The organism is Neorhizobium sp. DAR64860/K0K1 (assembly GCF_050500205.1).
Classification (GTDB): domain Bacteria; phylum Pseudomonadota; class Alphaproteobacteria; order Rhizobiales; family Rhizobiaceae; genus Neorhizobium; species Neorhizobium soli.
Genome location: NZ_CP191459.1, coordinates 3,049,106 through 3,063,517 on the forward strand (window position 1 = coordinate 3,049,106; position 14,412 = coordinate 3,063,517).

At 61.5% G+C, this 14,412-nt stretch carries 14 protein-coding genes; all 14 read left to right on the plus strand.

Features of this window, described 5'->3' with window-relative positions; genetic code table 11:
- The first annotated feature begins 26 nt into the window (after positions 1-26).
- Positions 27-719, plus strand: coding sequence for a glutathione S-transferase family protein (locus ACQY1J_RS19325; RefSeq protein WP_062454065.1), 693 nt, complete (start codon positions 27-29; stop codon positions 717-719).
- Positions 712-1,890, plus strand: a complete 1,179-nt coding sequence (gene queG / locus ACQY1J_RS19330; RefSeq protein ID WP_430252008.1) for a tRNA epoxyqueuosine(34) reductase QueG — start codon at positions 712-714, stop codon at positions 1,888-1,890. Before ACQY1J_RS19325 ends, queG begins: the two co-directional genes overlap by 8 nt.
- Entirely contained in the window at positions 1,890-2,762 is an 873-nt protein-coding gene (locus tag ACQY1J_RS19335) for an SDR family oxidoreductase (RefSeq protein ID WP_430250596.1), read from the plus strand. Before queG ends, ACQY1J_RS19335 begins: the two co-directional genes overlap by 1 nt.
- A gap of 382 nt (positions 2,763-3,144) precedes the next feature.
- Complete coding sequence (locus ACQY1J_RS19340; RefSeq protein WP_062454067.1) at positions 3,145-3,561, plus strand: septal ring lytic transglycosylase RlpA family protein; 417 nt, start codon at positions 3,145-3,147, stop codon at positions 3,559-3,561.
- 99 nt (positions 3,562-3,660) lie between these two features.
- A complete protein-coding gene (locus ACQY1J_RS19345) occupies positions 3,661-4,950 on the plus strand; it encodes an RsmB/NOP family class I SAM-dependent RNA methyltransferase (RefSeq protein ID WP_430250597.1) in 1,290 nt (429 codons plus the stop codon).
- Positions 4,951-5,075: 125 nt separating this feature from the next.
- The gene (locus tag ACQY1J_RS19350) at positions 5,076-6,347 is read left to right on the plus strand and encodes an imelysin family protein (protein WP_430250598.1); all 1,272 of its coding nucleotides are present in this window, start codon (positions 5,076-5,078) and stop codon (positions 6,345-6,347) included.
- 28 nt (positions 6,348-6,375) lie between these two features.
- The gene (locus ACQY1J_RS19355) at positions 6,376-8,046 is read left to right on the plus strand and encodes a di-heme oxidoredictase family protein (RefSeq protein WP_430250599.1); all 1,671 of its coding nucleotides are present in this window, start codon (positions 6,376-6,378) and stop codon (positions 8,044-8,046) included.
- Positions 8,046-9,152 carry an imelysin family protein gene (locus ACQY1J_RS19360; protein ID WP_430250600.1) on the plus strand — a complete coding sequence of 369 codons (1,107 nt, stop codon included), beginning with the start codon at positions 8,046-8,048 and terminating at the stop codon, positions 9,150-9,152. Before ACQY1J_RS19355 ends, ACQY1J_RS19360 begins: the two co-directional genes overlap by 1 nt.
- Before the next feature lie 3 nt (positions 9,153-9,155).
- A complete protein-coding gene (locus ACQY1J_RS19365; RefSeq protein ID WP_430250601.1) occupies positions 9,156-10,241 on the plus strand; it encodes a DUF1513 domain-containing protein in 1,086 nt (361 codons plus the stop codon).
- A gap of 37 nt (positions 10,242-10,278) precedes the next feature.
- Positions 10,279-10,731, plus strand: a complete 453-nt coding sequence (locus ACQY1J_RS19370; RefSeq protein WP_430250602.1) for a TspO/MBR family protein — start codon at positions 10,279-10,281, stop codon at positions 10,729-10,731.
- Between the two features lie 70 nt (positions 10,732-10,801).
- Positions 10,802-11,251 carry a PaaI family thioesterase gene (locus ACQY1J_RS19375; RefSeq protein WP_062454073.1) on the plus strand — a complete coding sequence of 150 codons (450 nt, stop codon included), beginning with the start codon at positions 10,802-10,804 and terminating at the stop codon, positions 11,249-11,251.
- Positions 11,248-11,886, plus strand: coding sequence for a 5'-methylthioadenosine/S-adenosylhomocysteine nucleosidase (locus ACQY1J_RS19380; RefSeq protein WP_430250603.1), 639 nt, complete (start codon positions 11,248-11,250; stop codon positions 11,884-11,886). The genes ACQY1J_RS19375 and ACQY1J_RS19380 overlap by 4 nt, the downstream gene beginning before the upstream one ends.
- Before the next feature lie 40 nt (positions 11,887-11,926).
- Positions 11,927-13,516: a glutamine-hydrolyzing GMP synthase gene (gene guaA, locus ACQY1J_RS19385; RefSeq protein ID WP_430250604.1), complete on the plus strand. Its 1,590-nt coding sequence runs from the start codon at positions 11,927-11,929 to the stop codon at positions 13,514-13,516.
- 65 nt (positions 13,517-13,581) lie between these two features.
- A complete protein-coding gene (locus ACQY1J_RS19390; protein ID WP_174195475.1) occupies positions 13,582-14,172 on the plus strand; it encodes a YqaA family protein in 591 nt (196 codons plus the stop codon).
- The last annotated feature ends 240 nt before the right edge of the window (positions 14,173-14,412 follow it).

Sequence of the window (14,412 nt, forward strand, 5' to 3'; positions counted from 1 at the left end):
ACATTATAACTGAAGTTTTCTTATCGATGCCCACCCTGTATCATCATCAAATGTCGTCTTCCTCTCGCTTCGTCCGTCTGATCCTCGCCGAATACGGCTTCCAGACGGATCTTGTCGAGGAGCAGCCCTGGGAGAAGCGCCGCGAGTTTCTCACGCTCAACCCGGCGGCGACCCTGCCCGTCTATGTTGACGACAATATGCGCGTTCTGTGCGGTCCGTCGGTTCTGATGGAATTTCTCGACGAGACCCATGGCGTGCTGAAGCGCGACCGCCGACTGCTGGCCGAAGACCCGTGGCAGCGGGCCGAAATTCGTCGGCTTACGGAATGGTTCCTGATCAAGATGGAGCAGGATGTGACACGGCCGCTCACGCGCGAGCGCGTCTACAAGCTGCAGATGACCGCGGCACAGGGCGGTGGCGCACCCGATTCAAAGGTGCTGCGGACCTCCCGCGCCAATATTCGCCAGCATATGAAATATCTCGCCTGGCTTGCCGGCTCGCGCCAGTGGCTGGCCGGCGAGCGTCTGAGCTATGCCGACCTTGCGGCCGCCGCCTCGATTTCCGTGCTCGATTATCTGGGCGAAATCGACTGGTCGGAAATTCCGATCGCCAAGGATTGGTACCAGCGGATCAAATCCCGCCCCTCCTTCCGTCCGCTGCTGTCCGAGCGCATTCGCGGCCTCACTCCGGTATCGCATTATGCGGACCTTGATTTCTGAGCCGGACCACGACCTGAGCCAGGAGAAGGTCGACCTTCGGGCCGACCGGCGTCGGCAGAAGCTGACCGCCTTCATTCGCGAGGAAGCCGCAGCCCAGGGCTTTGATCTCTGTCGCATCACAAGGCCTGACAGCATTCCGAAAGCACCGGAACGGCTGACGACTTTTTTATCCGACGAGCATCACGGCACGATGGACTGGATGGCGGAGACGCGCGAGCGTCGCGGCGATCCCAGGGCGCTCTGGTCCGAGGTCCGGTCGATCGTGATGTTTGCGATGAATTACGGGCCGGACGAGGATCCGCGCGGCATTCTGGAGAAGCCCGACAAGGCCGCGATTTCCGTCTATGCCCGCAACCGCGACTATCACGACGTGATCAAGGGCCGGCTGAAGGAGATCGCCACGCGGTTTGCCGCCCGTGCCGGCGAGGATGTCAAAGTATTCGTCGATACGGCACCGGTGATGGAAAAGCCGCTTGGCGAAGCCGCCGGTATCGGATGGCAGGGCAAGCACACCAATCTGGTCAGCCGCACGCACGGGTCCTGGCTTTTTCTCGGCAGCCTGTTCACGACAGCGGATCTGGCCTTCGACGAGGCTGAGCGGGACTATTGCGGCTCTTGCCGCGCCTGTCTCGACGCTTGCCCGACGGCGGCGTTTCCGGCGCCCTACCGGCTGGATGCGCGGCGCTGCATCTCTTACCTGACGATAGAGCACAAGGGACCGATCGCGCCCGAATTCCGGCCGATGATCGGCAACCGTATCTATGGCTGCGACGATTGCCTGGCGGCATGCCCGTGGAACAAGTTCGCGGCCAGCGCGTCTGAAATGAAGCTGAAGGCGCGCGAGGACCTCAAGGAACCGTCGATCGCGTTTCTTCTGACGCTGGACGATCCGGCATTCCGGGCCTTTTTCAGCGGATCGCCGGTAAAGCGGATTGGCCGTGACCGTTTCGTGCGCAACGTGCTGATCGCCGCCGGCAATTCCGGTGACCGCGGCTTCATCGACCAGTGTCGCAGCCTGTCAGCGGATGCGTCCCCTGTCGTGCGCGGCATGGCGATCTGGGCGCTGAAGCGGCTGATGTCGCAAGGTGAGTTCGCTTTGTTTGCAGATGCGCGCGGGCCGGAGGATGACGCGGAGGTTAAAGACGAATGGACGATGGCAGGAGTGGTTTGATGCGGGTGATGATCTTCGGATGCGGCTATTCCGGCCAGGCGATTGCGGAGGCCTTCATGGCCGAAGGCGCTACGGTTTCCGGCACGGTTCGCAGCGAGGAGAAGGCCGTGGCTCTTCGCGCAAAGGGCATTCGGCCCTTCATCTTCGACGGCAGCGACTTCGATGGAGCGCTACCGGGTGAGATGGCCGAGGTGACGCATCTGGTTCAATCCATTCCGCCCGGCCAGGAGGGCGATCCGTTGCTGAAGCTCGTCGAGGGCAGGCTTGCGGCACTGTTTCCGAAGCTCGAATGGATCGGCTACCTTTCGACCGTCGGTGTCTATGGTGACCATGGCGGCGACTGGGTGACCGAGGAGACGCCGGGAAGCCCGATCCTTGGCCGCTCGATCGAACGGGTCGATACAGAGGATGCCTGGACGGAGCAGGCGACCAGTGTCGGCGTGCCATGCGCAGTGCTGCGTCTTGCCGGGATCTACGGACCCGGACGCAACGGGTTCATCAATCTTTCCCGCGGCAGCGCGCGGCGCATCATCAAGAAGGACCAGGTGTTCAACCGGATCCGCGTCGAGGATATCGGCGGTGCCTCGCTTTTTCTCGGGAACCTGCGGATGGGTGGCCTCTACAATGTCACCGACGACGAGCCATGCCCGCCCCAGGACGTGATCGTCGAGGCTGCCCGGATGATGGGCGTCGAGCCGCCGCCGGAACAGGATTTCGACACTGCAGACATGTCTCCGATGGCGCGGTCCTTCTATGGCGCCAACAAGCGCGTCTCGAATGAGAAGATCAGGGCCGCCGGCTTCCAATTCCGCTTTCCGAATTACCGCGTTTCGCTCTCGGAATTGTGGTCTTCCGACCGCTGGAGAGGATGAAATCTCCTCTACTCATTGGTGGGAATTTTCATCCTGAGCCATTATCCCGGTCATAAATTCTTAATGCCTGGGGCGCGGCGCCCCAAAACTGGTCCAAATAAGACAGCAGCCCGACTTTAAGAGAAAAAAATTTTGCCTGTTTTCGTGAACACGAGTTGTCCCGGGGATCCAGCGGAATGACGTTTCGCTTGGAGACTGATTCTAAAGCTTTTCTTCCGAAAAAGCTTAGCCGGGTGCATTAACAACATCGATCGCAATGTAATCACGAATGTTACAATGCGTAACACTCCGTGATACCGAATCCCACTTTTTCGCCATTTTTGGCCCCGCTTAAGCCGGCTGCACGCCACGTGCAGGGACAAAACGGACGGGGACGACCGACTTGACAACAATTCGACGCTCGACACTCGCGGTTGCCATTGCTGCTTTTGCACTACTCGGCACCGCGCAGGCCAATGCTGCGCCCGGCTGCGGCCACGCATCCTGGTACGCGCTTTCTTCGAAGACCGCTTCTGGCGAGCGGATGAACGCCGCCAAGCTGACCGCCGCACATCGCTCGCTGCCCTTCGGCACCAGGGTTCTCGTGACCAACAAGCGCAACGGCAAAAGCGTCGTCGTGCGCATCAACGATCGCGGCCCATTCATTCGCGGCCGGGTGATCGACGTTTCGAAAGCCGCAGCCAAGGATATCGGCATGGTCTCTTCGGGCACTGCGCAGGTCTGCTACCAGATCGTTGCCGACACCCGCGCTTCCAGCCAGAAGATCTCCGGCAAGGGCATCAAGGACGTCGACGGCTGAGGCACCAGAGCTTTGAACGCCTGACGTGCTGCACTTGCCCTTTCGACCGTTCGCGGTTACGACCCACCCCACACGGGTTCAACCGAGACGGAGAATGACATGCGACTGGGCGGACGAGTAGCCGGAGCAATCGACGTACTGGCGGATATCGAGGCACGCAGACGCCCCGTCGCCGACGCGCTGAAGGACTGGGGCCTCGCGCACCGCTTTGCCGGATCCGGCGACCGCGCCGCAATCGGAAACATCGTTTACGACGCATTGCGCATGCGGCTCAGCCACGCATTCATCATGGACGACGACAGTGCCGTCGCACTGGCTTATGCGGTTCTCCTTCGCCAGTGGGGATATTCTCCAGAAACGCTGGCTGCCGATTTTGCCGACGACCGTTTCGCGCCGCCGGTTTTGACCGAAGCGCATATCGCCGCCTTTTCCTCCCGCAAGCTGGAAGACGCGCCGCTTCACATCCAGGGCGATATCCCGGACTGGGTTCAGCCTTCATTCGAAGCAAATTTCGGCGACGACTGGCTGGCTGAGGCAAAGGCACTTGCCACCCGACCGACGCTTGATCTGCGCGCCAACACGCTGAAGGCGTCGCGCGACAAGGTGGTCAAGGCGCTGGACCGCGCCGGTGCCAAGCCTGCGCGCATTGCCCGCAACGGCATCCGGATCGCTGCCGGCGAAGGTGCTTCCCGGCTTCCCAATATCACCGCCGAGCTTTCCTTCCAGAAGGGCTGGTTCGAGGTGCAGGACGAGGGCTCGCAGATCGTGGCCGAGCTCGTACAGCCTGCCGAGAACCATCAGGTGCTGGACTATTGCGCCGGTGGCGGCGGCAAGACGCTGGCGATGTCGGCTGCGATGAACAACAAGGGCCAGGTTCACGCCTACGATACCGACCGCAAGCGGCTGGCGCCGATCATCGAGCGCCTGCGTCGGGCCGGCACCCGCAATGTTCAGGTTCACGACGATGCACGCCAGCTTGAAGGTCTCCGGAACAAGCTTGACGCAGTTCTGGTCGATGCGCCCTGCACCGGCACGGGAACGTGGCGCCGTCGCCCCGACACGAAATGGCGGCTGACGCAGAAGAACCTCGACGAGCGCATTGCGCAGCAGCAGGACGCACTTTCCGAAGCATCCGCTTTCGTGAAGCCGGGCGGCGCGCTTCTCTATGTGACCTGTTCGATCCTGCCGGAAGAAAACGACCAGCAGGTTGCGCGGTTCTGCGCGGAGAACCCCGAGTTCTCGATCGTGCCGGCAGCCGAACAGTGGGCGAAGATTTTCGGAAGCGACGCGGCCACGCCTCGCTTGAAGGATGCAGCGACTGTCACGCTGTCACCCGCAAGTACCGATACGGACGGATTCTTTTTCTGCCGCATGCAACGCAAGGTTTGAGCGGGACTTGCATTGCGGTTTTACCCTGAAAGAATTCTAAACTAGATCATTTGACACAAGTTTAGATTTGCGCGATGAGCCTTTGAGGCAGCCTCGTTTCAAACGACGCCGCAATGGAGAGGGACATGATCCGCAAAATCGCTTTCGGCGCCGCAGTGGCGCTTCTTGCCGCATCGACGACATTAACGGCAGCGCATGCCGAGACCAAGCCGGCCGCCGTGCTCAAGCATTATTCCGAGCTGGCGCATGCCAAGTTCGAGGACTCGCTGATATCTGCGCAGAGCCTCGAAAAGGCGGTCGACGGGCTGATTGCAAATCCGAGCGAGGAAACGCTGAAGGCGGCGAAAGCTGCCTGGATCGCGGCGCGTGTTCCCTACCAGCAGACCGAAGTCTATCGTTTCGGCAATTCTGCCGTTGACGACTGGGAAGGCAAGGTCAATGCCTGGCCGCTGGATGAAGGCCTTATCGATTATGTCGACCCCTCCTATGGCACGGAAAGCGACGAGAACGCTCTCTACACGGCCAACATCATTGCCAACCCCAAGATCAAAGTGAACGGCAAGACGCTCGACACGACCAAGATCACCACGAAGACCCTTCGCAGCCTGCATGAGGCCGGCGAGATCGAGGCGAATGTGGCGACCGGGTATCACGCAATCGAGTTTCTGCTGTGGGGCCAGGATACCAATGGCACCGGGCCTGGCGCCGGCACGCGGCCCTACACGGATTACAGCAAGACCGAATGCACCAACGGTAATTGCGACCGTCGCGCCGCCTACCTGAAAGCTGCGACCGCATTGCTGGTTGCCGATCTGAAGGACATGGTTACGGCGTGGGGGCCCAAGGGCAAAGCGGCCCGGACTGTCGAGGCCAGTGGCAAGAAGGGTCTGAGCGCCATCCTGACCGGCATGGGCTCGCTCTCCTACGGCGAGCTTGCCGGCGAGCGGATGAAGCTCGGACTGCTGCTGCATGATCCGGAAGAAGAGCATGACTGCTTCTCGGACAACACCTATGCCTCGCACCTCAACGACGCGGTCGGCATCAAATCGGCCTATACGGGAGAATATACCCGTATCGACGGCACCAAGATGACCGGAGCCTCTCTTTCAGACCTCGTCTTGGCCAAGGACGAGGCGCTGGACGACGAGATGAAGGGCAAGCTGGATGCGACGCTTGCGGCCATGAACGCGATGGCCGACCGCGCCCAGAAGGTCGAGGCTTACGACCAGATGATCGGCGAGAACAATGCCGACGGCAATGCCGTGGTCCAGAAGGCGATCGATGGGCTGATCGACCAGACCAAGACCATCGAGCGCGTCGTTGCGTCGCTCGATCTCGGCAAGGTTGAGCTCGAGGGTTCCGATAGCCTCGACAATCCCGATGCGGTGTTCCAGTAGCCGCTGAAGCGGTTGCCAAGCGATTGCGATGAAACACGTCACCTCCTCCACCCCTCCCCGAACTCGGGAGGGGCATAACCACTCCCCGACTTGTCCCCAGCACCCGCTGAACGACGAGGCCGCTTCCGGCTGCCTTCCTCCTCCCGGGAAAAGTGCCAGGAGAAGCCACGGGTATTTGTTTCGGCTAGTTTTGCCGCTCCTCTCGGGCGCTCTCTTCCTGATCCCGCTGATCGCCACCGGCGGCGACAGCATTTTTCCGACGTCGCGCACCGATCTCAACCCGAAGGACCAGAAGCGGGTGGCGAGCGTGACGCGTGCCACGACGGATTTCTCCAAGCCGGAGCAGTTCGAGCTGATGGCCGGCGGCGGCGCGACGACGAAGGCCAGCGTCAACGGCAATATCTTTTCGCATTTCTCCGCCAACATCACGTTCGAGGAAGAGCAGGAGTTCAAGCTCGGCAATGCGCTGTTCACCAAGCTCTGGGTGTCTTCTCCCTCGTCGACCCAAGCCTCCGACGGGTTGGGGCCGCTGTTCAATGCGCGGGCCTGCCAGAGCTGCCACCTGAAGGACGGCCGCGGGCATCCGCCAGAAGGTGCCGCAGACGCGACATCGATGTTCCTGCGGCTGGCCCGCCCGGCCCGGACCGACGACGAACGCGCGGCAATCGCCGATTATCGCAAGCTCAACTTTCCGGATGCGGTCTATGGCGAGCAGTTGCAGGATCTGGCAGTCCCCGGCCTTCAGGCCGAAGGCCGACTGCAGATTGCCTATCAGGACCTGCCGGTGACACTTGCTGATGGCGAGGTGGTCACTCTGCGCAAGCCCAGCTATTCGGTGAGCGACCTGGGGTTTGGCCCGATGGAGGGCGACGTCACACTTTCGCCGCGCGTGGCCCCGCCGATGATCGGCATGGGCCTCATCCAGGCAATCCACGAGGCCGACCTGCTAGATAACGCCGACCCCGACGATCGGGACGGTGACGGTATTTCCGGAAAGGCCGCGCTGGTGCGCGACCACAAGAGCGGCGAGCTGAAGATCGGCCGTTTCGGCTTCAAGGCGCAGAACGCGTCCATCCGCGACCAGAGTTCATCGGCCTTCGTCGGCGACATCGGTATCTCGACGCCGGACGATCCGTTCGATCACGGCGACTGCAGGAAGGCGCAGAGCGACTGTCTGGCCCTGCCGACCGGTGTGCAGCCGAGGCTCGGTCCGGTGGAAGCGCCTGATCCGGTGCTGCCGCTCGTCACGTTCTACTCGGAAAACTTGGCCGTGCCGGCCCGACGCGATATCGGGGATGCCGGCGTGCTGAAGGGCAAACAGCTGTTTTATCAGACGGGCTGTGCTTCCTGCCACATGCCGAAATTCGTGACCCGCCGCGATGCGGGAAACAAGGCGCATGCATTCCAGCTGATCTGGCCCTATTCCGACTTCCTGCTGCACGACATGGGCGAAGGCCTTGCCGATGGCCAGCAGGTGGGCGTGGCGAACGGGCAGGAATGGCGCACTCAACCGCTCTGGGGTATCGGCTTGACGCAGACCGTCAATGGGCACACGTTCTTCCTGCATGACGGGCGGGCGCGAAACCTGACCGAGGCAATTCTCTGGCATGGCGGCGAGGCAAAGACGGCACGCGATGCCTTTGCATCGCTTTCCAAGACTGATCGCGCTTCTCTTCTCACCTTCCTGGAGTCACTTTGATGCGCATGATTTTCGCGGCCGGCCTGGCTCTGCTGCTGTCCACAGCGGCGCAGGCACAGGATGCCGACAGCGTTCCGGCAGTCGAGCTTCCGGCAGCTTCCGTCACGAAAGTGATGACTGCGGCGGTCAACGGCTTTATCCGACCGGGCTATGATGCCTTCGAGACCTCAGCGCAGGATATGGCCGACAAGAGTGCTGCGCTCTGCAAGGCGCCTTCGGTCGCCAATCTCAATGTCGTCAAAACCGCATTCCGCGAACTCGTCGTCAGCTGGGGGTCGATCGAGATCGTCCGCACCGGACCGATCATCGAGCAGAACCGGTTCGAGCGGGTTCTGTTTTATCCCGACCGCAAGAGCACCGGGCTGAAGCAGGTGCAGGCTGTGCTTGCCAAGAAGGACGAGACCGCGACGGACCCGACGACGCTTGCCTCCAAAAGTGTTGCGACGCAGGGTCTCGGGGCACTCGAATATCTGCTTTACGGCACCAATGCCGATAGCGATCTGCTGGCGGCCGAGAATGCATTTCGCTGCCGATATGCCGCCGCAGCCGCGCAGAACGTTGCCAATGTCGCAAAGGAAGTGGCCGGTATCTGGGACGCGCCGGATGGCATCGCCAAGACGTGGGAACAGCCGGGACCCGACAATCCAGCCTTTCGCACAGGCGGCGAGGCGATAACCGCATTGCTCGGTATTCTGGTCCATGGCGCGGAGGCCGTGCGCGACCAGCGGATCGAGACATTCTACAAAGGTGCCGGCAAGGCGACGTTTCCGAAACAGGCGCTATTCTGGCGTTCGCAAAACACCTGGGACAGCCTGCACGGCAATCTTGATGGATTGTCAAAGCTGCTCGCCACGTCGGGCATGGTCGAGCTGCTGCAGGAAAAGGACCGACCGGTCGTCGCGGCAACGCAGGCCAGATTGCAGTCGATGATCGCCACGGCCCGCACCGTCATGCCCAATATCGAAGTGGCGGTCGAAAACCCCAGCGAACAGGCGAAGCTTCAATCGCTTCTCGACGGCGGCAAGGACGTGATCGCCAAGCTGAACGACGGTTATGGCGGCGCGATCGGGCTTTCCTCCGGCTTCTCGTTTGCAGACGGCGACTAGGCCATGACCTGGCGCGGCGAAACGATCGATCGACGCGGCTTCCTGAAGGCCGCCGGCATCGCCTTTACCGCGGCCCTTAACCCGGGCTCGCTGATGGCGCTGGAACGGGCGGACGCGGTTTACGCGGCGGGTTTTCGCGCACCCGACGGGTCGTTCGGCATTGCGACCGTCTCGGAGCGCGGCGAGATCATCGACCGTGTGGCGCTTCCCGCGCGGGCGCATGGCATGGCCTTCAGTGCTACGACCGGTCGAACCGTTGCCTTTGCCCGACGGCCGGGCACGTTCGCCATGGTGTTCGATGCAGCACGCCGGGCAGAGCCTGTCATGATCACGGCGCCGGAGGGGCGACACTTCTACGGGCACGGGCATTTTTCGCCCGACGGCACCAGGCTTTACGCGAGCGAGAACGATTTCGACGGCAATCGCGGCATGATCGGCGTCTACGATGGAAGCGACGGCTTCCGCCGCATCGGCGAATTCGATGCCCATGGTGTTGGCACCCACGACATGACCGTCTCCGACGACGGATCGATGCTGGTCATTGCCAATGGCGGTATCGAGACGCATCCGGATTTCGGCCGCACCAAGCTCAATCTCGACCGCATGGAGCCATCACTGGTGCTGCTGGATGCAAGATCCGGCGCGCTGATCCAGAAACACCTGATGCCGCCGTCGCTATCCCAGCTTTCCACCCGGCATCTGGATATTGCCGACAGTGGCCGGATCTGGTTTGCCTGCCAGTGGGAGGGTGCCCGCAACGCATCGCCGCCGCTTGCCGGATGGTTTTCGAAGGGCGAAGACATCGCATTCCTCGACCTGCCCGAACAGACGACGGTCCGGCTTGGCAATTATGTGGGCGCGATTGCAGTCAATCGTCGCGAGGCGCTGGTCGGCCTGACATCGCCGGTCGGCGGTGCGGCGGTGACGCTGGATGCAAGGACCGGCAAGGTGCTCAAGGAAGAGACGGTGCGGGAGGCTGCGGGCGTGGCAGCGGCCGCGCATGGCACCGCGGTCTCGACCTATGACGGGCGTTTCAACGAGACAAGAAGCCGGATAGCCTGGGATCAGCATATCGTTCGCATCGGATGATCTTTCCGGCCGCTCCAACCGCTCTATCTGGAGGCTCATGCGCAAACCTATCGTCTTCGGTCTCTTCATCATCGCGTCGGTCGCCGTCGGCGTGATCAGCGGCGTCAGCAACATTCCCGGCGAGTGGTACCAACAGCTGAACAAGCCGTTCTTCAATCCGCCGAACTGGATCTTCGGACCGGTCTGGACGGTTCTCTACGGCATGATCGGCGCAGCGCTTGCCTCGACATGGTACGACCAGAACAACACTCGAAGGCTTGTCGTGTTTGCGGTTCAGGCCGTGTTGAACCTGCTTTGGTCTCCGGCCTTTTTCGGAATGCAGAACCCGGTTCTCGGCCTCACCATCATCGTACCGATGCTGGTCTTCATCCTGCTGTTCATTGCGATGAGCTGGCGGCCAAACCGCACGGCCGCGCTCCTATTCGTGCCCTATGCGCTGTGGGTCGCGTTTGCGACGATGCTCAACCTCTCGATCGTGATGCTCAACTGACGAGCTGAGACCAAAGCGGCTTGCCGATGCCGGCCCGGCATGGCACCTTGCCTCGATCAAAGGGGCAGGCATGAGCATTCTCGAAACAGGCGATTTTCGCGAGCGTATTCGCCAGAGTTTTGACCGGCAGGGCGCAATGGCAATGCTCGATGCGGAGCTCACCCGGGTCGAGCAGGCGATGATCGAGATCGAGCTGCCCTATAGCGAGAAGCTGACCCAACAGCATGGCTTTCTGCATGCCGGCGTGATTTCCGCGGCCCTCGACACAGCCTGCACCTATGCCGCCTACACGACGATTGCGCCTGACGCCTCGATCCTCACCATCGAGTTCAAGGTGAACCTGTTGTCGCCGGGACGTGGAGAGCGGTTTCTGTTTCGCGGCGAAATTACCAAGCCGGGGTCAACGATCATCGTCGCGGACGGGCGGGGCTATGCGATCAGTGACGGGCCGGCAAAACTCATTGCGTCCATGACCGCATCGATGATGGTCATCCGCGGCAGGCAGGATATCGTCGGATGAATTTCGAACTTAAGGCAGTTTCTGGCAGGCAGATCATGTTCGTCATGGCCGTCGATGCCGAATATGGTCCGCATCTCAAAACCCGTATCAAGCCGCTGATGACCGGCGTCGGCCCGGTGGAGGCGGCGGCCGTCTTGTCGCGCGCGCTGACACGGCTGGAGGCGGAAAGCCGGTTGCCGGATCTGGTCGTCTCACTCGGGTCCGCCGGATCGCGCAGTCTCGAGCAGACGGAGGTCTACCAGGTATCCTCCGTTGCCTATCGCGACATGGACGCCTCCCCGCTTGGTTTCGAGAAGGGACGCACACCGTTTCTCGATCACCCGGCGATCGTTCCGATGCCGCTTCGCATCCCCGGCATTGCGGAAGCGTCGCTTTCGACGGGCGGCAATATCGTTTCGGGATCAGCTTATGATCTCGTGGCCGCCGACATGGTGGACATGGAGACCTTTGCCGTGCTGCGATGCTGCCAGGTTTTCGGTCTTCCACTGATCGGTCTGCGGGGCATTTCCGACGGCAAGGCGGAGCTGAAGCATGTCGACAACTGGACGGAATATCTCCATGTCATCGACGAGAAGCTTGCAGAGGCCATCGACCGGCTTGAAAACGCCCTTGAAAGCGGCGATTTGGCGCTCTGAAGCAGTTGCACAAAAGCCAGTTTTTCTCTAAAGGCTCGCCATGACCCAGACAACGCCCTTGGTAGCTCATCCCGACAGCATACTCATCATCGATTTCGGCAGCCAGGTGACGCAGCTGATCGCGCGCCGCGTGCGCGAAGCGGGTGTGTATTGCGAGATCCACCCGTTTCAAAGTGCAGCGGACGCCTTCGACAAGCTTGCGCCGAAGGGCGTGATCTTTTCCGGCGGCCCGGCATCGGTCACGACAGAGGGAAGCCCGCGCGCACCGCAGGCTGTGTTCGACAGCGGCGTTCCAATCCTCGGCATCTGCTATGGCCAGCAGACGCTGGCAACCCAGCTCGGCGGCGTCGTCGAGGGTGGCCATGCCGCGGAATTCGGTCGTGCGGACGTCGAGATCAAGAAATCCAGCCCGCTGTTTGATGGGTTCTGGGAACAGGGCGGCCGCTATCCCGTGTGGATGAGCCACGGCGACCGCGTCACGCAGTTGCCCGATGGCTTCGAAGTCATCGCCACATCCGAAAACGCACCGTTCGCGATCGCTGCCGACGAGAGCCGTCGCTACTACACGACGATGTTCCATCCGGAAGTGGTGCACACGCCTGATGGCGCCAAGCTCTTGTCCAATTTCGTGCACAAGATCGTCGGCCTCAAATCCGACTGGACCATGGCGGCCTACAAGGCCGAGATGATCCGCAAGATCCAGGAACAGGTGGGCACCGAGCGCGTCATCTGCGGCCTGTCCGGCGGCGTTGATTCATCCGTTGCCGCTATCCTGATCCACGAAGCGATCGGCGACCAGCTGACCTGCATCTATGTCGACCACGGCCTGATGCGCCAGGGCGAGACCGAACAGGTCGTCGGCATGTTCCGCGACGCCTACAATATCCCGCTTGTTGCCGTGGATGCATCCGACCTGTTCCTGACGCAGCTTGCCGGCGTTTCCGACCCTGAAGTCAAGCGCAAGACGATCGGCCGCCTGTTCATCGAGGTTTTCGAGTCGGAAGCCGCCAAGATCGCCTCCGACGGCAAGGGTGCGCCGCGCTTCCTTGCCCAGGGCACGCTCTATCCTGACGTCATCGAGAGCGTTTCGTTCTCCGGCGGCCCGTCGGTCACCATCAAGAGCCACCACAATGTTGGCGGCCTTCCTGAGCGCATGAACATGCAGCTGGTGGAGCCACTGCGCGAACTGTTCAAGGACGAAGTTCGCGCGCTGGGTCGTGAACTCGGCCTGCCGGAAAGCTTTATCGGCCGCCACCCGTTCCCGGGTCCAGGCCTTGCCATCCGCTGCCCCGGTGCGGTTACCCGCGAAAAGCTCGATATCCTGCGCAAGGCGGATGCGATCTATCTCGACGAAATCCGCAAGGCCGGTCTCTACGACACGATCTGGCAGGCATTCGCCGTGCTGCTGCCGGTGCAGACAGTGGGCGTCATGGGCGACTACCGCACCTACGACTTCGTCTGCGCACTGCGCGCCGTGACCTCGGTCGATGGCATGACCGCCGACTTCTACCCCTACGACATGAACTTCCTCGGTCGTGCGGCCACCCGCATCATCAACGAAGTGCGCGGCATCAACCGCGTTGTCTACGACGTGACCAGCAAGCCGCCCGGCACGATCGAGTGGGAATAGGCCTTTAGTGACCGGCCGCATCACTCAGCGGCCTGTCACCTCCCAATCCCTTCCCGGATATCCCTATGCTCCGCAGCCTCTATGACTGGACGATGGCGCTCAGCGCCCGCAAGTCCGCAAGCGTGTGGCTTGCAGTCATCGCTTTCGTGGAAAGCTCGGTCTTTCTGGTGCCGGCGGATGTGCTGTTTCTGCCCATGGCGCTTGCAAGGCCCGAGCGCGCCTGGCGCTACGCCCTGATCGCCACGACATTTTCGGTGCTGGGTGGCATTGCCGGCTGGTGGATCGGGTATTTCGCGTTCGATGCGATCGCCGTGCCGATTCTCGAATTCTGGGGCAAGCTCGATACGTTCAACGAGCTGAAATCCGGCATCACCTATGAGACGATCCTGCTGATGCTGGTCACCTCAGGCTTTGCGCATCTGCCGCCGATCAAGGTGGTCACGATCCTGTCCGGTGCCGTGCATGTCAATATTTGGCTGTTCATCGCAGCGGCCGTGGTGACCCGCGGTGCCCGCTTCTTTCTTCTGGCATGGCTCCTGCGTCGCCATGGCGAGAGCATCCGGCATTTCATCGAGAAGCGGCTCGGGAAGCTGGCGCTGATAGGCGCCGTCGTGCTGATCGCCGTCTATTGCGCCTACAAGATGCTGATGAGCTGAGTTGGCGCGACGCCAGCTACGGCTATGCGATCAGGCAGTGTGTGCAGGCCTGGCCTACTACAATTATTTCTGCGGGGAAGTTTTTGGCTTGATCGCCTTTCGGCTTGCGAAACAAGCCATGCATTAAGCGGGATGGTGACCTGCTCTGGCTAAAGGGCTCCGCCGGGTCATATCATCAGTGCTTATCGTGTGGCGAAGGATACCGCCACACATGTCCGGCAGGAGCTTTCCCGCCGGGCG